Here is a 17,468-nt window from a genome sequence, read left to right as displayed (position 1 = left end):
TGAGGGTTAGGGTGAGGGGCAACCATCGGCGCGAACCATGCTCCTCGCAGTCAAATCTCCCCAGCCGATGGCCCCCACACATCCGTCAGCGCAAAACCGTTCGGATGCGGGTCAAAGGGGTCGAGTGCTACCTGGGTCAGGCCGAAGGTGAAGCCGCGGCCGGTGATGGTGGGGATGACGGCGGGGCGGCCGGCCACCTCGGTCACCGCCTGGAGGCCGACTTCGAATTCGGAGCCGATGATCGACTTCGAGGTGAAGGTGTCGCCGACCTTGGCCTTGCCGCGGGCATAAAGGGTGGCGAGATTGGCGGAATTGCCGGTGCCGCAGGGCGAGCGGTCGGCCCGGCCCGGCCACATGGTGGTGCAGGTGCGCACCGTGCCATCGGCTTCCGTGTCGCGGAACATCACATAGGCGACGCCCGAGATCGCCGGGATCTCGGGATGGACGACCTTGATGTCGCGGTTGATCAGCTCCTTGAGGATCATGCCGGCCTGGACGAGGCCGGCGGCATTGGCCTTCTCGATCGTCAGACCGATCTGGCCGACATCGACGAGCGCATAAAAGATGCCGCCATAGCTGATATCGGCCTTGATCCTTCCCCAATGCGGCGTGTCGATCGCGACATCGAGCTCATGCACGAAGGAGGGCACCATGGTGAGCTTGACCTTCTCGCAGCGCCCGTCTCGGCAGGTTGCCGTCGCCTTGACGAGGCCGGCGGCGGTTTCGAGCGTCACGATCGTCTCCGGCTCCTTCATCTCGACGATGCCGGATTCGAGCAGTGCCGTGGTGACGCAGATCGAGTTCGAGCCGGAGCTCGCATGCGCCTGATCGGGCTGCAGGATGATGAAGGCGGCGTCGGCCTCCGGGTGCCGTGCCGGCAGCAGCAGGTTGACCGAGCCGATCGGCGCGCCGCGCGGCTCCAGGCAAAGGAAGCGGCGCAGTTCGTCGCCCTTCGGATCGGTGTTCAGCCAATGCAGTTGGGCGGCGATGGTCTCGCCGGGGATCTTCGGCACGCCGCCGATCGCGACGCGGCCGATCTCACCTTCGGCGTGGACATCCAGCAGCTGGATCGTGCGCTTCCATCTCATATCGAAAACTCCAGATCAGACGTGACGGGTGACGCCGCCATCGACGCGGATATTCTGGCCGGTGATATAACCCGCGCCGTCGGAGAGCAGGAAGGCCGCGGTCTTGGCGATCTCCTCCACATGGCCGATGCGCTTCATCGGCACCTTCTCGGCGGTCTCGGGCTTGTGGTTGAGACTATCGATATAACCCGGCAGGATGCAGTTCATGCGGATATTATCGGCCGCATAACGATCGGAATAGAGCTTGGTGAAGGCGCCGGCAGCGGCGCGGTAGGTGCAGGAAACCGGGAAGACCAGCGTCGGCTCGTAGGCGGCGAAGGTGGTGATGTTGACGAAGGCGCCCTTGCCCTGTTTCAGCATAACCGGTGTGACCAGGCGGGCCATGCGCACCAGCGACAGGATCATCATGTCGGAACCGAGCGTCCAGTTCTCGTCTGAAATATCGAGCAGGTCGCCCTTCGGCGGATGGCCGCTCAGGTTGACGACGGCATCGATGCGGCCATAGGTCTTCATCGTCAGGTCGAAGATCGCCTTGAGATCCTCGGCCTTTTCGGCCACGCCGCGCGAAGCGACGCCGCCAAGTTCAGCCGCCAGCTTCTCGCAGCTTTCCGAAGGCGACATCAGCGCCAGCCGATAGCCCTGGGCCGAGAGCTCGCGGGCGATCGCCTCGCCCATGCCGCGGCCGCCGCCGGTGATCAGCGCTACGGGTTTGGTGGTATCGGACATCGGGGCCTCCTAATAACGGTCTATGCGGAACGGGGTCATATCGAGGGATGGTTTGAGCCCGGTCACCATATCGGCGATCACCAGCGCTGTCGTTGCCGAAAAGGTCAGGCCGAGATGGCCGTGGCCGGTCGCATAAAAAACGCCGGGCAGTTTCGACGACGGCGAAATGATCGGGATCGTATCGGGCAGCGCCGGACGGTGCCCCATCCATTCCGTCGTCTCCTCGACCTTCAGGCCGGGCAGCGCGCGCTGGGCATGGCGCACCAGCACCCGCGGACGGCGGAAATCGGGCGCGGCATCGAGGCCGGCGAGCTCGACATTGCCGCCAACCCGGATGCCGCCCGCCGTCGGCGTCACCATGAAGGCGCGATGCGGCCAGATCACCGAATAACGCATCGCGATGCCGGGCTTCATGATCTGCGTGTGATAGCCGCGCTCAGTTTCGAGCGGGATCGGCTCGCCGAGCTTTTCGGCGAGGAAACGGGTGTGGACGCCGGCGGCAAGCACGACCGAACCGGCCTCGATCCGCCTGCCATCCTCGAGGAGAACGACGGCCGTGCCATCGCCCCTGCGCTCGATATTCCTGACAGTGCCGGAGACGAAGGTCGTGCCCGCAGCCTTTGCGGCATCGGCGAGTTTGACCACCAGCTTGTAGGGGTCGCGGATCGACTTGTTGTCGGGGAGCAGTACGGCTTTGGCGATCGCCGGTGACAAAGTGGGTTCGTAATGTTGGATGGCGCCGTTGCTCAAAACCTCGAATTCGAGGCCGTAGCGCTGCATCATGGCGAGATGGCCACGGTCGGCGGCAAATTCCGCCTCGGTCTCGTAGATCGCGAGACAACCCTCCTCGGTCATCAACTCGGGTGCGCCAATCGCCTGGAGCATCTGCCTGAAATCGCCGAGCGCCCGGTTCGACAGGCGCATGCCGGCATCCTCGATCTCTCGGAGGCGCGAGGGCCGGCCGGCAGCGAGGAAGCGCAGGAACCAGGGCAGCATCCTGGCGGCATAGGAGGGCCGCAGCCAGACGGGACCTTCCGGATCGAGCAGCCAGCCGGGGATCTTCTTCCAGGTCGAAGGGCCGGAACCGGCGGCAAAATCGAGCGCGATGCTTGCCATATTGCCGAAAGAGGTGCCGCGACCCGGCTCGCCCTTGTCGATCAGCGTCACATCAAACCCGCGCCGCTGCAGCTCGAAAGCGATCGAGGCGCCGATCACGCCTGCGCCGACGACCGCTACCGTCTTCTTCGTCTCATCCGCCATGCCATCAACCCATCGCACGGCAGACAAAATTGCCGTCGTGAATCTGATATATCACATCAAGATGCGATGCCTAGAGAATTTCCGTTTTTTCCGAATCACGGAAATTCTCTATTTCTTTGTTTTTTTCGCAATTCCGAAACGCAAAACCGCTGTGCACTTTTGCTGGAATTGCTCTGTGGAATTTTTACTGGCTTGCCGGCAGGCCGGCGCCGACGCTGTCGCCGACCGAACCGACGGTATTGTTCATCGACTGGCCGAGACGTTTCAGCTGGGCATCGTAGTTGCGCCGGGTGCGCGGATCGAAGATCGCAATCGGCGTGCTGACGGCGACGCTGACGGCACTTCCGGCGGTCTGGGCAGCGCCCATCGCCACGGCGCCGACGGCCTCGCCGAGGCCGACATTGGAATCGGTGATCGTCTGGCCGGCAATCAGCCGGTCGCCGATCAGCTTCACCACTTCGGGGCTTTCGGCGAATTTGCCGTGGTTCAGCCGGTCGCCGCCCTTGAGCTTGGTGAGGTCGAGCACGGTGATGCCGGCCGCTTCGAGCTTGCTGCGATAGGGTTCGACGGAAGGATCGATCTGGCCGAGCCGGTCGACATTGCCGGAGATGCGCCGCGACAGCGCCAAAGCGCGATCGTCCTGCGAGACGAAGATGGTGAAGTGCGGCCTTTCCTTGCCGAGGCTGGCGAACTGGCGGCCGAAAACGTCGACATCGAGATCCGGCGAAGCGAGGATGACATTGTTGATCTTCGAGGCGACATGACCGTTGCGGATCGCCATCTGCCGCAGCGCTTCGACGGTGAGCCAGGTGCCCATCGAATGGGCCATGATGGTGACGTCGCTAACGGCGGGATTGGCGGCGGTGCGGGTCAACAATTCCTCCAGCGCGTCGCGGGAATAGTTGGTGCTTTCCTTGTCGTAATTATAATCGAAGATGCTGCCGCGCGAAGGCCAGGTGAAGACGACGGGCGCAACGTCGGCATGCGAATCGTGGACGATCTGCGCGAAGCGGTAGACGGCATCCTCATAACGATTGTTGAAGCCGTGGACGAAGACCAGTACGCGGCGGCTCTTCGGCATATGGGACTTCAGCCACGTCTCGCCGGCCCGCTCGCCTTCCAGCGGATCGACAGAAACTGTGACGAAATCGCGCAGCGGATCGGCCGGCAGGCGGCTTGGCCATTGCACCTGGCCGACCTTGCGATTGGCTTCCGGCGGAATGGAGACGTCGACGGCATTGACGGCAAGCCCGGTGCCGCGTTCGCCGGAGAAAAGCACGGCGGGATTGTCGTCGGCAGCGCGCGTCGTCGCGACGAGCAGGTCGACCTTGGAGGTGCCGGGGGCCGCGGTGCCGGCCGCCTGCATGACACCGACCGGCCTGCCGCCGCAGCCGGCGAGCGCCATCGTTGCAATCAGAAGACCTGTCAGAGCCGCGGGCAAGCCGCCTCTTTTGCCGATCATGACCAAACTCCAATCGGTTCACGCACCGGACAGGCGGCGCCCGTTCAAATAGTCCGACGAGGCTTGCCGAGTCAAACCGCGGGCGGTGGAAGCCTTTGTTTTGCGCAATCCCTCGTGAAAACGCAGGACTGGCGTTGCGCGGATCGGCAACCGATCGATTTCGATTTAGGGCGGAAGATTTGGGGGGGAAAAGAAAAAAGCCCGACGCGGGAGGAGGTGCGCCGGGCTCTTGATCCTGACTGACAACTGGGAGGAGGAGTGTTGTCAGTCCGATGTAAGAGCGCTGGGAGGAGGAGTGCGCTGCTTACGAAGATAGTAATAGCCAATTCTTTTGATTCGGAATAGCGAAAATACCGCAATGCAGCAATGCGCTAGATGCAAGGCTTGCCCTCAAAATAACAGGTATCCGCCTCATTTTGCAGCATGTTTGACCAGATGGTCAAAATTATGCCGAAAATTGTGGCCCTCTCGGATCGCCGATAGACTCGCCCCTCATCCGCCTGCCGGCACCTTCTCCCCGCTCGCGGGGCGAAGGGGATATGCCGCACCCTCTCCGTTCCCCACCACCCATCGCACCATCGCAGGGCACGTCCCCTCGCCCCGTTTTTACGGGGAGAGGGTGAGGGTCATATGCGCTAGGTTTAGCCCTGGACATAAGGAATCTGGTTGTGATTCAAGCTTTGGATGAAGATTCGTCCTGAGGTTTTGGATCATTGGCCGGAAGTGCGCGAGCGGCTTCCGGCGGGTTTTGACTTGGAAGCAACGGCGCGGTTGCGCGGTGCTTTTACGCGGGTGCGGGAAATCAAGAATGCCGAGACGCTGTTGCGGCTGGCACTTGCCTATGGCGGCCTTGGCATGTCGCTACGCGAGACCTGTGCATGGGCCGAAGCGGGCGGGATCGCCCGTTTGTCAGACCCATCGCTGCTTGAGCGGCTGTGCAAAGCGGCGCCTTGGCTTGGCGACATCGTGGCCGCGCTGATTGCCGAACAGGCCAAAGTGCCGACGGGGCGCTTTGCGGGATATCGCTTGCGTGTGCTCGATGGAACGTCGATTTGCCATCCAGGCGCTGACCGCACGACATGGCGGTTACATGTCGGCTACAACTTGGCAACGGCTCAGGTCGATCAGCTTGAGTTGACCGACATCCATGGTGCCGAGAACCTTCAGCGCCTTACCTACGCACCCGGCGATATCGTGCTGGCCGATCGCTACTATGCAAGACCGCGCGACCTGCGGCCGGTGATCGACGCCGGTGCAGACTTCATCGTGCGGACCGGCTGGAACTCGTTGCGCCTGTTGCAGACGAATGGCGAGCCCTTTGATCTGTTTGCCGCACTCGCCGCTCAGCAAGAGCAGGAAGGCGAGGTGCAGGTTCGTGTCCACGAAGGCATGACGGGGACGCCGCCACCACCGCCGCTGGCCCTGCGCCTCATTGTCCGACGCAAGGATCCGCAACAGGCCCAAGCCGAGCAGGAGCGTCTGCTCAAAGCCGCCCGCAAGCACGGCAAAAAACCCGATCCGCGCAGTCTCGAGGCGGCGAAGTACATTCTGCTGCTGACCTCGCTGCCGGCCACCACCTTCCCGCCGGCCGATATCCTCACCCTCTATCGCTTCCGCTGGCAAATCGAGCTGGCGTTCAAACGGTTCAAGAGCCTGGCCGGCCTCGACAGCTTGCCGGCCAAGAAGCCGGAACTGGCCCGGGCATGGCTCTACGCCAGACTGATCGTCGCCATCATCGCCGAACAGATTGCCGGGCAAGTCCCGGACTCTCCCCCCTCTGGATGTGGCAACCCCACTGGCTAGCCCCCCATTGGCAAGCCCATCGCGCTGGCGTCTCATGAAGATCGCCCTGGCCACCATTTGCGCCGCCATCCGCGGACCACTTCTGTGGCAGGCCGTCTGTAATCTCGTCACGCGAAGTCGTCGCCACCTCTGTGAGCCGCCGCGACGACGCCGAAAACAATGCGACGATCTACACGCTCGCTTAACCTAGCGCATATGAGGGTGAGGGTGAGGGGCTGCCATAGGCACAGACATCTTTCGCCGGTTTGCCCGTCAAGCAGCCTTGAAGACTTTGCTGCCCTCGGCGTCGAGGGCGGAGAATTCCTCGTCTGACAGCGCGATATCAACCGCCGCCACGTTTTCCTCAAGATGCTTGACCTTGGAGGTGCCGGGGATCGGCAGCATGACCGGGCTGCGCTTCAGCACCCAGGCGAGCGCGATCTGGCTGGGTGCGGCATTGTGCTTTTTGGCGATCGTATCGAGCAGCGAGCCGGGCTTGGCGAGATCGCCGGCGGCGAGCGGGTACCAGGGGATGAAGCCGATATTGTGCTTGGTGCAATAATCGAGGACGTCCTCGCTGGTGCGATCGACGAGATTGTAGCGGTTCTGGACGGTCGCGACCTTGAAGTGCTTCGAGGCGGCCTCGATGTCGGCAACGGACACTTCGCTGAGACCCGCATGGCGGATGAGGCCGGTATCGAGCAGCGATTTGATCGCATCGAACTGTTCCTTGGCCGGCACCTTCTGATCGATCCTGTGCAGCTGCCAGAGATCGATCTGCTCGACGCCGAGATTGCGCAGGCTCTTATGCGCCTGCTGGATCAGGTATTCCGGACGTCCCACAGGCAGCCAGATATCGGGTCCGTGGCGGGTCAGGCCGCCCTTGGTGGCGATGACCGACTTGCCGCCATAGGGATGCAGCGCTTCCTTGATCAGCCATTCGGAGACATCGGGGCCGTAGGAATCGGCCGTATCGATAAAGTTCACGCCGAGTTCCGGCAGGCGCTTCAGCGTACGGATGGATTCGGCATGATCGGAAGGCTCGCCCCAGATGCCCTTGCCGGTGACGCGCATGGCACCGAAACCGAGACGATTGATCTCGATATTGCCGCCGATCTTGAAGGTGCCTGACTTCGCTGCGTTGTATTGGGCTGCGTTGTAACTGGACATGGTCTTTCCTCTCTTATCAATCAATCATTGAAATTCGGTGGAACGGTCGGAGGCGGTTAAACAGCGGCGGCACGAATGCCGAGGCTTTCGGAGATGCCTTCGAGCGCGAATGTCTGCCCTGATCGAAAGCGATGCCCGGCATGGTGATGATCCGCCTATCGCGGGATCAGCAGAATGTGGCCGCTACGACGCTTGCAGATATAGGACGGCCCAGTCCCGATAACAGGGCCCGATGACAGGGATGAGTGGAAACATCGACATCGAACCGACGCATCGGGCGAGCGCAGTGATCCTCAGGCGGGCTGGGTCAAAGCCTGGTCTTCGCCTCGTCGCCGAATTCCGCCAGCATCTTCCAGAGGTCGGCGAAGATCTCCCGGGCGAAATCCTCAAGCGAGGCGCCCGGCGGGCGCTGCTGCCAGAGTTCCGCCCCGACGCGCAGCGCACCGATGACGACAGCCGCAAGGACGCGCATGCGGGGCCGCTCAAGCGGATCACCTCCCTTGCGCAGCAGCAGCGCCTCGGCGAGCTTCTGTTCGAGCCTGGCGTATTTCAGCTGGTCGCGGGCCTTCAGCGCCGGCGTGCGATGGATGAGTTCGCCAAGCGCCAGGCCAGGCTCGTCGACGGCAGCGATGACGGTTGCCGTGATCGCCGCCTCGACGGCGGCGACCGAGGATTCTGCCGCCGGCCTTGCGGCGACCGCCGCCATCAAGCGATCGGCGAAGGCATCCTGCCAGGCGAAAACCACCTCTTCCTTGGAGGGGAAATAATCGAAGAAACTGCGCTTGGAGACATCGGCCGCCTCGGTGATGTCCTCGATCGTCGTGCCCTCAAAGCCGCGCTGCAGAAAGAGGGACATCGCCGCATGCTCAATGCGCTCGCGCGTCTGCCGCCGCTTGCGTTCCCGCCTGCCTTCGGTTGTCTCCGTCCGCTTGTTCTCAGCCATTCCGGCCCGGCATCATCGTTCAGCCGCCGGTTTCGTTGGAAAAGGCGGCGACGTCGTCGATTTCAGTCTCGCTCTGGCGATAGCTGATGCGCTCGCGCGACAGTTCCAGCGGCTTGCGGCGTGAAATCCTGTAGACGGAGGCCGGCGGCAGGTTGCGCACCGTGCCGCCGATGCGCACCGCCTTCAGGCCGAGACGATCGAGGATCGGCCGCGGCACCGGGCAGCGCGGACCATAGGTAAACTGATAAATGGCTCCGCCCGGGCGCATATAGGCGAAGGCGCCGGCCATGATCGAGGCGATCTTGCGGGGCGACATGGAGAGCAGAGGCAGGCCGCTGACGACTGCGCCGACCGGTTCGCCCTCGAAAATATCGGCATGGGCGAGATGGGCGGCATCCATCTGCAACACGCGCGCCGTCGGGAACCGTGCCTGCAGCGAGGTGATGAACTCCGGGCCGTACTCGATCAGGGTCAGATCCGCTTCGCTGACGCCGCGCGCCAGCAGCGCCCGGGTGAAGACGCCGGTTCCCGGGCCGAGTTCGATGATCGGACCGTCGAGTGCGGCAATTTCACTGGTCATGATCCTGGCAAGCGAATCCCCCGACGGCGCGATGGCCGCGACCCGAAGCGGGTTGCTGATCCAGGAGCGGAAAAAATGCAGGAAATCGGAGCATGCGGCCTTTGCAGTCATGACTATCCCACCTGTCTGAAATTCGATTGATTATAAAATGCGACCATCGCGGCGAGCATGGCAATTCCAAGGCAGACGCGTCAATCGCTCTTGGCTGCGGCTTTTCGCAACACCCACTGTCACCAGTTTGCATGATTCTGTACTTATTGCATTTTTGCATTCGATGCAACATTTTCCAAACGGGCGACAATGGACCCAGCGCAACCAGTCACCCCGCATGCGAAAGGGCGACCCTGAGGCCGCCCCTTCAGCCCATTGCGGGCCGCTCACGATCGCGAAAACGCCGAAGCGCCTTGTCAGTAGTTGCAGCTAGAGCTGCTCGTCGGGTTGAAGCCGAGCTTGCAATCCTGGTTGAGCGGCTTCTTCGGGTTCATCATATAATGTGTCGAGCCCGTGGTTTCCGAGGCGCGCTCGCCGATCGAACCGGTGGTGCGCCTGTCGTGCTCAACCTTGGTTTCCTGTTGGGCAACCGGACGCGTCGTCGCACCCTGCTCCGTCGCGCTCGACTGAAGGGGAGCTGCCGTTGCCGAGAAGGCCGAGAGGCCGAGAATTGTGCCGAAGGCAGCGGCCATCAGGCCGTTCTTGAAAGTCGTGGTCATCATCGTCTCCTTGGGAGGATTCGGGGAATTTACGCCCCGGAGTTAGGAAGGCGATCTGTCACATACTACGGTGCCAAAGCAGAGGTCACGGACATGTGAGCGGCGGCCCGATCGAGAAAAAGGCGGCTCATCGCCGCCTTTTTCATTTGCCGGCTCAATAGCCGTTATCGCAAGGCATGCTACCGGGACCGATCGATCCAGAAAACGTAGGGTTGCACATTTCCGGAGCTGCCGGCCTGTTCACCGGCGGGCGGACGATGGAGCCTGTGGTGCCGGCCTCGACGCCGAAAGCAGCAAGCGGATACCAGTAGCCATCGGAATGGCGGCGGGTGCCGGGGCGCTCGGTGCGGAAACCTTGATAGCCATGCCAGGACCCGGGATGTGGTTTATATTGCACCATTTTCACGCCCGAGACAGCAGGCGGCCGAACCGCCTGGGCGGGCGCCGCCTGCGCGGGGATGATCGATGTGAGGGCGAGAAGGGCGCTAAGCGCGACGGTGGAAGGGGCAAGTCTGAGCATTTTCATGATAAACCCTCCTTACTGGATTTATCTCGAGAGAATGCCTTTCCCGCGTGCGGAGTTCCGCCGTTGCCTGCAACTTCCAAAACTCGTGATTGCAGGCGATCCGGCGTGACTAAATCGCCGAAAAACGTGAAAAGTCGCGATCAGGAAGAGGGCTCAAACGGCGCTGGTGAGGAAAGCTGAATTCTCTGTTCTCAATTCGCGTATAATGTCCGGTAGCCCTGGCCGGAGAGGCAGGCGACATATTGGCGATGGGCGGCGGCGCGCGCTATCGTTTCGGCCTCCAGCTCATCGGCCCCGGCATATCCGGTCAGTTGGGCGCGCAGCTGATACTGCTTCCTTGCCTCGTCATACATGGCGTTGCCGTCGGTCATGCAAATGCCGTGCGCAACAACAGGCGGATTGACCGGCACGCCGACCGCCAGGAGTACGGGATCATTGGCATGGTCGATGCAGCCGCCAAGGGCCGTCATCATCGCCAGGGCAGCCAGAGCCCGAAAAATTCCCACCGTCATGCATTCCTCCGGCTGAAGCGCCTCAAAGATCATCAAACCTGCGGATACATCAGGAAGGTTGCGCGAAACTAGGCTGACGGCTTGCCTCAATTCCGGCCGGACGGCGCCGCCCGTCCCAGAGATGTTTAAAATATTTCTAAAATAGTATATTAATGCTTGCTTATAGTCGTAGACGTTAATCTTTCAGGAGGGAAGGATTATGGCTTCGCCGTGGGTAAACGACGCGCTGTCGCACGCACAATCTGCGTTTTCCGGCAACAACAACACAGATATCCTTGAGGTTGGAGGCGGCTCCCGCACGCATATCCCCTTGAAAGGTGCGAGATATACCGTCGTTGATATCTCCAAGGAGCAGCTGGAGAAGAACAGGGACGCGGCCGAGCGGATCCTCGGCGATGCTCAAACCATCGACTATGGAGATCGTCACTTCGACGCCTGCGTCTTCTGGGACGTTCTCGAGCATTTGGAAAGCCCGCGCTCTGCCTTGTTGAGGGCCCATGACACCCTGTCTCCCGGTGGCCTGGTGTTCGTCAAGGGTCCGATCCTGAACTCAGCCAAGGGGATCTTCACCGATCTGACGCCCTGGTGGACCCACGTCTTGTTCTATCGCTATGTTCTCAGGCAGAAAAACGCCGGAAAGCCGGGCTATGCCCCCTTTCGCGTCGAGCACGCCGCGGAGGCATCCCATTCGGAGATTGAAGGGACATTGAAGGAACTCGGCATGGATGTGGTCTTCGTCGGCGAATATGTGTCGACGCAGGTGCACGCGCTCAAGGACCGAATTCCCCCACTTTATTGGCTCTATGAAGCTTTCGGCCTTCTGCTTCGCACGACTTCGGCTGGGAAGATCGGGGGGCGGGAGACGGAGTTCCTGATCGTGGCAAAGTGCCTTCGTTAGGGACAGCCCCACCAAGATCTATATAGCACTTCGGAATCCCGAAATTGGTTGCGGCATTGAAATCATTGCCTGTTTCTTCACCTGCGCAGCTCACGAAGCGCGGCGAATTTCGGAATCCCGAAGCGGGGGGATTTCGGGATTCCGAAGTGGGGTTTTTTTCTTCCTGCCGACGCGTCCGCGTTTGTCGGCGGCAATCTTGCGGTCGGTCTCGGACCATTTCCGGCACCTTTCCGCCGTGCATCGCTTCCACTCGTCGGTGGGCGGCGCACCTTCATGGTCACCGACAAAAGTCAGCGTGAACCGGTTGGGATGCGCGACACCGCTGCCCGCCCGGCCGCGGCGAACTTTTATCAACCCCTTATATTCGAGCTCATCGATCGCATCGGCCACATATTCGCCGGTCACGCCGTAAGACACGAACTGAGGATGGGTCACGACAAGCTTGCCGTTTTCCAAGGCGGCGTGCGACGTGTGCTCGATGACGATGCGGAAGAAGGCGCGGCAGGCATTCGCACTCAATGTCGTGAAGGCCGCAGATTCCAGCAACTGAATGGTGAACCATTGCCAGCGAAGACTGCCGTCATCCATGCCGCTCGGCGGAGCGGTATGCCTGCGCACCATCGCCCGCGTCTTTCCTTGACTGGTTCGGCTTTTGTCGCGAGGGTTGAATTCCGCCATCAGCCCCTCGCCCGTGTTGTCGATCGGTATCCGCCCGCCCTCCGGAGCCTGTTGCGGGAACTCCGTTCATGCCGCGCGTGACGGCCAAAGCTCGTCCACACCATCACCTGACCTCGGAGAAAAAATTTGCTCAACATCTAACAGTCCGTGGTTGCATTTGCGGCAAACCTAGCGCAAGAACGATCCGTGAACTAGGAAAATATTCTTAGTTATGATCTTCTATTATCCAGTCCCTTCTGATAGGATCCCTGCAATGAATCTCGGGGGTAGAAGCGCGATGCGAATAAGCTGTATGGGGGAGAAGAGCGTGGCCGTTTGCGTCCGGCGATTGTTGGCATTGATTTCGATCGTGCTGGGAAGCGCCGTCCAGGCTTTTTCCTGCGATCAGCCGATTGTCATATCCAATTGGTCGTTCTGTGCGCTCGCCAACGTGAGCGAAGAGGGCGGCGACGCTGATTGGAAAGTCGTTCCTGCCTGGACTCGCGAGAAAGCCATAAGCGCGTATTTCGGAAACGATCCGCGGCTCCTAGCAAACCACGGACTTTGCAACGCCAAATTCCATCACGTCGTACTCTGCCAGCCGGGATGGCAAACGGGCAACCCGGATGAGTGCTCATATCTGGTTTGCAGCGGCTATTACTCATCTTTGGTCGGGAAGGAAGAAAGGGAAGACTATTTGAGAGACCACCCGACCGCTCAATAGTTTTTCCCTTCGCTGCCTTGGTGAGACTGGAGCGGCCGACGAGAAGTGCTTATCGTTGATCTCCCGATCTCCATCTTGAAAACCTGAAGCAGTTTCGCGCAAAACGATTATCACAGTGTCGGCACTACCCATCCTCTTCGTCAGCCAATCAGCTCGCGGCCGGCAGCCGGAAGGCGCCGCTGGCGGAACAGTTGAGAGTTCCCGGGGCGAAGATTCTCGTCCGGTTACGCCCATGAGGGCGCCAGCTGTGTAAAGGCGGGCTTCAATCTTTCACTTCAGAAATCAGACGTATCAGAGTTCCATCATTCGCCGCAGCGCTAATTGCCGTTGCGATCTGCCGGAGCGGTCCACGCGCGACGAGCATCTCTGGCGGAGGAGGTTTTCCGGGACCCGGATCGATAAAGGCCGAACACAGGTGATCCGAGTCGCGCATCGCCATGAATGATGTGGCGACAATCGCTTCGCCGCAGGCGGCGCATCGGAGAATGTAGGAACCGCGGTGGACGATCGATTCTGTTTTGTCCAATCCGCAGGACGGGCAGGCCAACATATCGGTCATTGCTTCACCCCAGCCTGAGCACGCAGCTTATGAGGCAGCCGCCAGAACCACTGCGATCGCGAGCAGCAAGGGACCCATCCACTTGAAATGGCGAATCAACGGTGGCCGGCTGGCCGGCTTGCCTGGATATGGCAGATAACCAAAGCCGACTGATGTCATCCACAGGCCGGCGCAAAACATGATGATTTCATCAATATAGGCTGCGATCATGACTTTCCTGCCTTCGGAAGGGCTCGACGATATCTCCGTCTCCGCGCCCGATGCCACTCATCCTACCCATCAGCACGGCCAGACGGAAGAGAAGAGTGGAGCTGAGAGATTAAACTTGGGGTAGCATAATTACTTCGAATCCCCTAGGCATTCGAAACTCGCAACGCGCCAATCCGCGACAGCCACTCTCTCGGGAAAATATTCCGTGCACAACGCCAAATTCATTCGCCACGCTGCCGTCTCCGCATGCGTCGCTTTTGCGGCATTTCAGGCCGGGCAGGTTCTGGCCGATTCGGCCAATGACAAATTCTTTGACGCAGCCCTTTGCAAACCACCCTATACGATGACATCGGCAATGAAGGTCTATGATGTCGTGGAAGCTTTGGCCAAGCCGGACACGTCATCCTTGGGCGCGGCGATCTACAAACTCCCGAACCAGATAGGCCGCGACGGCTTTAAATCGACCGAGGTTTTCTTTGCAAGCAACGCGGTCGGAATTTTGGTCGAGGGCGAACGCGCCGACGATCTGGCCGCAAAATACGGTTTGAAGCCGGAGACCTCGGATCTACTGGGCACATCCACCAAGGGCTATTCGCGCGAGCTGCCGGCAGATCTGCAGCCGGAACCAGGAATGGCCGGGCCTGGAAAGGTCTCCATCGTTGCCCGCCAAGGCAACGCCTTGCCAGGAAAGACATTGCTGGCGTGTGAATTCGTTCAGGAGTTCTAGGCGTCGCATGCAAATGCGCGGTTATATTCGACTGCGGGTTTCATTGCTTCGAGGGCTCACACAGAGACTGTCGTGGGGGCGGCCATGAGTTTCCGGGCAAGACATGGGTCCTATAAGGCGGGCGACGATGTCCTCGCTGCTGGAGAAACTATCTCGTTCACCCGCTCACCTCGCCACGCTGGATGAACCGCGCTATGTGAGCAGCCTATAGAGAGCACGCAGCGGAGGTGCTGAGATCATGCAAACCATTTGGAAGAAGCCGGTGACGCTTGCCCTTGAAGGGCCGGATCAGTGGGTGGTGATCCAGACGACCCAGGCCGCGACATGGGCGCTGGTCGAAGACTGGCCGACCGAAGAGGGTCCTGCCCTGGATAGAGCCTGTGCGGTTTGCGCCGATGTGATGTCGGGCAAACGAAACCGGGAAGAGGCGCGGCAGGCGTTCATCGACGCTGCGATCGAAGCCGGAATCCCGATTAAGGAATGAGGCCACGACCCGTGCGGCGCCTATCTGGCGCTGGAAGGCGAGCGATCATCTCGGCCCGCCATCCAGCGTGATGATGCAGAGATTATGCGCGATCAGCCATCATAATGGCCCGACAATGCCGCGTCCGCAGACTTGACCACCACGGCCAGATTGACGCCCTTTGTCACGATTGCCCCGGTTGCTCGAAGGTCGGTTACCGCTTTCAGCCCGCCCGACTTGGGAGACGGAAGAGGCACCACCGTGCCGGCGTCCAGATCAGCGACCCAGAGATCATCGTCGCCTTCAACACTAATAACAACAACTCTAGCCATGCTTTTTCCCTCTTCTAATGATTGGTGTTTAAAATCCAGCTTTCTTCAGGCCTTCTCGGTAAAGATCCTTATGCCATTGCTCCTTACTCGGAACCGCAGACAGCCATTTGTCCACGTCGAAGTCCGGATTGACTTCGCGAAACCTCCTGACGAAGATCCGCGCCTTGTCCTGATGGCCCAACATGGCCCAGCTTGCGGCCGCTAGCCTGTCGGCCAAACTGGCATCGGCCATCTGCCCAATGTAATCCAGCGAAGCTTCGAATTCGCCAAGGGCATAATTTGCGCCGGCAGCGGTCCAGAAATAGGTGTCGGGGCTGAGCGGGTTCAGCTCGATTGCCCGCTCGATCTTTCGCAAGGCGATGGCAGGGAGCGAACAATGAACCAAAGTGTCGGCGTAGTCGGCAATAACATCCGCATAGTGCGGGGCGAGGCTCTCCGCCACTTCCATTGCCTCGGCGCTTTCGTCAAATGCACCCTGCAACAATTTCGCCACGCCGAACTCGCGATATCCATCGGCAAAATCCGGACGCGTTTCGGTGGCCTGCTTTGCCAAGGTCTCTGCCGTTTTCAACAGATCGATATCACCCCGCGCGGTCAACAGCCATTCCTTGGAGTAAGTCCGCGCCATTGAACTCAGCGCCGGTGCGAAATCGGGGCTGAGGCTGAGCGCGGCTTTCATCTCCTTGCGCGCACGCCGTAGATTCGGAAGCGTCAGCCGCGCCAGATGCCGCCTGCCAACGAGATATCGATGGTAAGCCGCCGGGTTCAAATCCTCGCGCAACGCCTCATGGCGCTCGATTTCGCTGGATATGGAAAGAGCAATCCGTCGAGAGACAGTCCTCCTGTCTTTGACAAGATCCCGATGATCAAGGCTGAACCTCTCTGCCCAGACAATTTGATTCTGGTCAAAAAAGATCAGTTGGGCGAACAGGGTGACGTCATCGCCCGCATTGCTGATCCGAGTGTCGAGAATGTAATTGACGTGATGTCGTTCAAAGAAGGCCTTCTGGGTCTCCATGTGGTGGCCAATTTGCACCGCCGAATATGGGGCTATGACCTGCAGGCTGTTGAAGGCGCAAAATCCAATCGTGATATCCTCCACCAAAGACGCAGCTAAAAAACCGGCTTGGGGATGAATGGATTGATTTCTGGGTGGAAGCAGCACCAGGCGAGGAATTGCAATGCTGACGTCCTCGGGCTCAAGGGAAGCAGCGGTTACGTGTTTTTCCCTTGACGGCACTAACGCCGGGCGAACGGGTTTTGTGTCAGCACCGTCGGATGCGCCGCGTACCGCGATCCCTCGCGAAATCGAATTGCGCCGCTGTTCGAAATAGGTCCGAAGCGATTCAACCTCTTCCTCCGCCTTGAATATCTCTATCAGCAACTGCAGCGTATCCGGATCCTTCGGTTCCGTCCGAAACAGGATAATGGCGGCCTTTCGCAGGAGTTCTGATTCCGCTCTCGACTGCGCTCGTCGCGATACCGTTTTCAATGTATTTGCGAGAAGGTCGATATGGCATTTTTCGCGCTCGGCAAGCCACTGTTGAAACTCGCGGCTGTGGCAGTGAACCGGCCCCAGAAAGGGTTGGTTCAGCAGCTTCACAAGATGTTTAAGCAGAGAGAACGACGCGACCGCTTCGTCGGTCTCGGATAGCAGGAGGTCGGAAGACAAGAACTTTCGGTCGAGAGAGACCATGTTGCCCTGGGATGAGAGAATGTTTATTCCGAGTTCGGCTTGACGGGCCTTCACTCTCGAAATCAGCTTACGCAACGTCGAAAGCGCAACGTCCCTATCGGCATCGCCCCACAGAAAACGCGCCAAGGTCGTTCGATCCGCCGAACTTTCACCGGTCGTCAACAAATAGACGAGAAGCAGCAAACCTTTCTCGGGAAAGGCGACGAGGCTCCCCTCCCCGTCAACGAGCTGCAACCTACCAAAGGTGTTTAGAACAAAAGCCATTTTGCCTTTACGTCACCACGTACCCGGGTATTCACATGAAAAGTGAAATGCACGCACTGCAATAATAAAGTCGCGAATTCGTTATGCGGCGGGCACCTTGTCCCAATGTCCTACGAAATTCAATATGCGCGAGAGACGCAAAGGTTGCGTTATGCTTGAGATCCTCGCCATTGCGAATA

At 60.0% G+C, this 17,468-nt stretch carries 20 protein-coding genes; 5 read left to right on the top strand and 15 right to left on the bottom strand.

Annotated features, from left to right (window positions below; genetic code table 11):
* Positions 1-50: 50 nt before the first annotated feature.
* The 4 genes from AC25BC_RS00600 to AC25BC_RS00585 form a co-directional block, all read right to left on the bottom strand.
* Positions 51-1,088 carry a 4-hydroxyproline epimerase gene (locus tag AC25BC_RS00600; protein ID WP_012755853.1) on the bottom strand — a complete coding sequence of 346 codons (1,038 nt, stop codon included), beginning with the start codon at positions 1,086-1,088 and terminating at the stop codon, positions 51-53.
* A gap of 15 nt (positions 1,089-1,103) precedes the next feature.
* The gene (locus AC25BC_RS00595; protein ID WP_221966001.1) at positions 1,104-1,814 is read right to left on the bottom strand and encodes an SDR family oxidoreductase; all 711 of its coding nucleotides are present in this window, start codon (positions 1,812-1,814) and stop codon (positions 1,104-1,106) included.
* Positions 1,815-1,823: 9 nt separating this feature from the next.
* The gene (locus AC25BC_RS00590) at positions 1,824-3,074 is read right to left on the bottom strand and encodes an NAD(P)/FAD-dependent oxidoreductase (protein WP_012755851.1); all 1,251 of its coding nucleotides are present in this window, start codon (positions 3,072-3,074) and stop codon (positions 1,824-1,826) included.
* Between the two features lie 184 nt (positions 3,075-3,258).
* Positions 3,259-4,536 carry an alpha/beta hydrolase gene (locus AC25BC_RS00585; RefSeq protein ID WP_012755850.1) on the bottom strand — a complete coding sequence of 426 codons (1,278 nt, stop codon included), beginning with the start codon at positions 4,534-4,536 and terminating at the stop codon, positions 3,259-3,261.
* 684 nt (positions 4,537-5,220) lie between these two features.
* On the opposite strand from AC25BC_RS00585, the gene AC25BC_RS00580 reads away from it, so the two are divergent.
* On the top strand, positions 5,221-6,339 hold the full coding sequence (locus AC25BC_RS00580) for an IS4 family transposase (RefSeq protein WP_017993194.1): 1,119 nt from the start codon (positions 5,221-5,223) through the stop codon (positions 6,337-6,339).
* 252 nt (positions 6,340-6,591) lie between these two features.
* Here the strand turns inward: AC25BC_RS00580 and AC25BC_RS00575 are convergent, their stop codons facing one another.
* The 6 genes from AC25BC_RS00575 to AC25BC_RS00550 all read right to left on the bottom strand — a co-directional run bounded on the left by AC25BC_RS00575 (position 6,592) and on the right by AC25BC_RS00550 (position 10,759).
* Positions 6,592-7,488 carry an aldo/keto reductase gene (locus tag AC25BC_RS00575; protein ID WP_128438517.1) on the bottom strand — a complete coding sequence of 299 codons (897 nt, stop codon included), beginning with the start codon at positions 7,486-7,488 and terminating at the stop codon, positions 6,592-6,594.
* Between the two features lie 307 nt (positions 7,489-7,795).
* On the bottom strand, positions 7,796-8,431 hold the full coding sequence (locus tag AC25BC_RS00570) for a TetR family transcriptional regulator (RefSeq protein WP_012755848.1): 636 nt from the start codon (positions 8,429-8,431) through the stop codon (positions 7,796-7,798).
* A 19-nt stretch (positions 8,432-8,450) separates the two neighbouring features.
* On the bottom strand, positions 8,451-9,122 hold the full coding sequence (locus tag AC25BC_RS00565; RefSeq protein ID WP_012755847.1) for a class I SAM-dependent methyltransferase: 672 nt from the start codon (positions 9,120-9,122) through the stop codon (positions 8,451-8,453).
* Positions 9,123-9,418: 296 nt separating this feature from the next.
* Positions 9,419-9,721 carry a hypothetical protein gene (locus tag AC25BC_RS00560; protein WP_012755846.1) on the bottom strand — a complete coding sequence of 101 codons (303 nt, stop codon included), beginning with the start codon at positions 9,719-9,721 and terminating at the stop codon, positions 9,419-9,421.
* A 154-nt stretch (positions 9,722-9,875) separates the two neighbouring features.
* Positions 9,876-10,247 (bottom strand): hypothetical protein, encoded by a 372-nt coding sequence (locus tag AC25BC_RS00555; RefSeq protein ID WP_012755845.1) that lies wholly within the window; start codon positions 10,245-10,247, stop codon positions 9,876-9,878.
* A gap of 191 nt (positions 10,248-10,438) precedes the next feature.
* Positions 10,439-10,759, bottom strand: coding sequence for a hypothetical protein (locus AC25BC_RS00550; RefSeq protein ID WP_012755844.1), 321 nt, complete (start codon positions 10,757-10,759; stop codon positions 10,439-10,441).
* Between the two features lie 199 nt (positions 10,760-10,958).
* On the opposite strand from AC25BC_RS00550, the gene AC25BC_RS00545 reads away from it, so the two are divergent.
* On the top strand, positions 10,959-11,657 hold the full coding sequence (locus tag AC25BC_RS00545; RefSeq protein ID WP_113546454.1) for a class I SAM-dependent methyltransferase: 699 nt from the start codon (positions 10,959-10,961) through the stop codon (positions 11,655-11,657).
* 90 nt (positions 11,658-11,747) lie between these two features.
* Here AC25BC_RS00545 and AC25BC_RS00540 read toward each other — a convergent pair whose 3' ends face one another.
* Entirely contained in the window at positions 11,748-12,335 is a 588-nt protein-coding gene (locus AC25BC_RS00540; RefSeq protein ID WP_012755842.1) for a hypothetical protein, read from the bottom strand.
* A 211-nt stretch (positions 12,336-12,546) separates the two neighbouring features.
* On the opposite strand from AC25BC_RS00540, the gene AC25BC_RS00535 reads away from it, so the two are divergent.
* Positions 12,547-13,038, top strand: a complete 492-nt coding sequence (locus tag AC25BC_RS00535) for a hypothetical protein (protein WP_017995903.1) — start codon at positions 12,547-12,549, stop codon at positions 13,036-13,038.
* A 262-nt stretch (positions 13,039-13,300) separates the two neighbouring features.
* Here AC25BC_RS00535 and AC25BC_RS00530 read toward each other — a convergent pair whose 3' ends face one another.
* Together AC25BC_RS00530 and AC25BC_RS00525 are read right to left on the bottom strand one after the other, a co-directional pair.
* On the bottom strand, positions 13,301-13,597 hold the full coding sequence (locus AC25BC_RS00530; RefSeq protein WP_017995902.1) for a hypothetical protein: 297 nt from the start codon (positions 13,595-13,597) through the stop codon (positions 13,301-13,303).
* Between the two features lie 27 nt (positions 13,598-13,624).
* Complete coding sequence (locus AC25BC_RS00525; RefSeq protein WP_012755839.1) at positions 13,625-13,807, bottom strand: hypothetical protein; 183 nt, start codon at positions 13,805-13,807, stop codon at positions 13,625-13,627.
* Between the two features lie 205 nt (positions 13,808-14,012).
* Here AC25BC_RS00525 and AC25BC_RS00520 point away from each other — a divergent pair, with 205 nt between their 5' ends.
* Together AC25BC_RS00520 and AC25BC_RS00515 are read left to right on the top strand one after the other, a co-directional pair.
* A complete protein-coding gene (locus AC25BC_RS00520; protein WP_017995901.1) occupies positions 14,013-14,534 on the top strand; it encodes a hypothetical protein in 522 nt (173 codons plus the stop codon).
* Between the two features lie 238 nt (positions 14,535-14,772).
* Positions 14,773-15,018 carry a DUF982 domain-containing protein gene (locus AC25BC_RS00515; protein ID WP_012755837.1) on the top strand — a complete coding sequence of 82 codons (246 nt, stop codon included), beginning with the start codon at positions 14,773-14,775 and terminating at the stop codon, positions 15,016-15,018.
* A gap of 92 nt (positions 15,019-15,110) precedes the next feature.
* Here the strand turns inward: AC25BC_RS00515 and AC25BC_RS00510 are convergent, their stop codons facing one another.
* Both AC25BC_RS00510 and AC25BC_RS00505 read right to left on the bottom strand, forming a co-directional pair.
* A complete protein-coding gene (locus AC25BC_RS00510) occupies positions 15,111-15,329 on the bottom strand; it encodes a hypothetical protein (protein ID WP_012755836.1) in 219 nt (72 codons plus the stop codon).
* A 28-nt stretch (positions 15,330-15,357) separates the two neighbouring features.
* Positions 15,358-17,289, bottom strand: a complete 1,932-nt coding sequence (locus tag AC25BC_RS00505; RefSeq protein WP_128438516.1) for a hypothetical protein — start codon at positions 17,287-17,289, stop codon at positions 15,358-15,360.
* Positions 17,290-17,468 lie beyond the last annotated feature (179 nt).

The sequence above is a fragment of the Rhizobium sp. WSM409 genome, assembly GCF_057653825.1.
The sequence above is the reverse complement of the archived record's forward strand: the minus strand, read 5'-3'. Positions and strand labels throughout refer to the sequence as shown.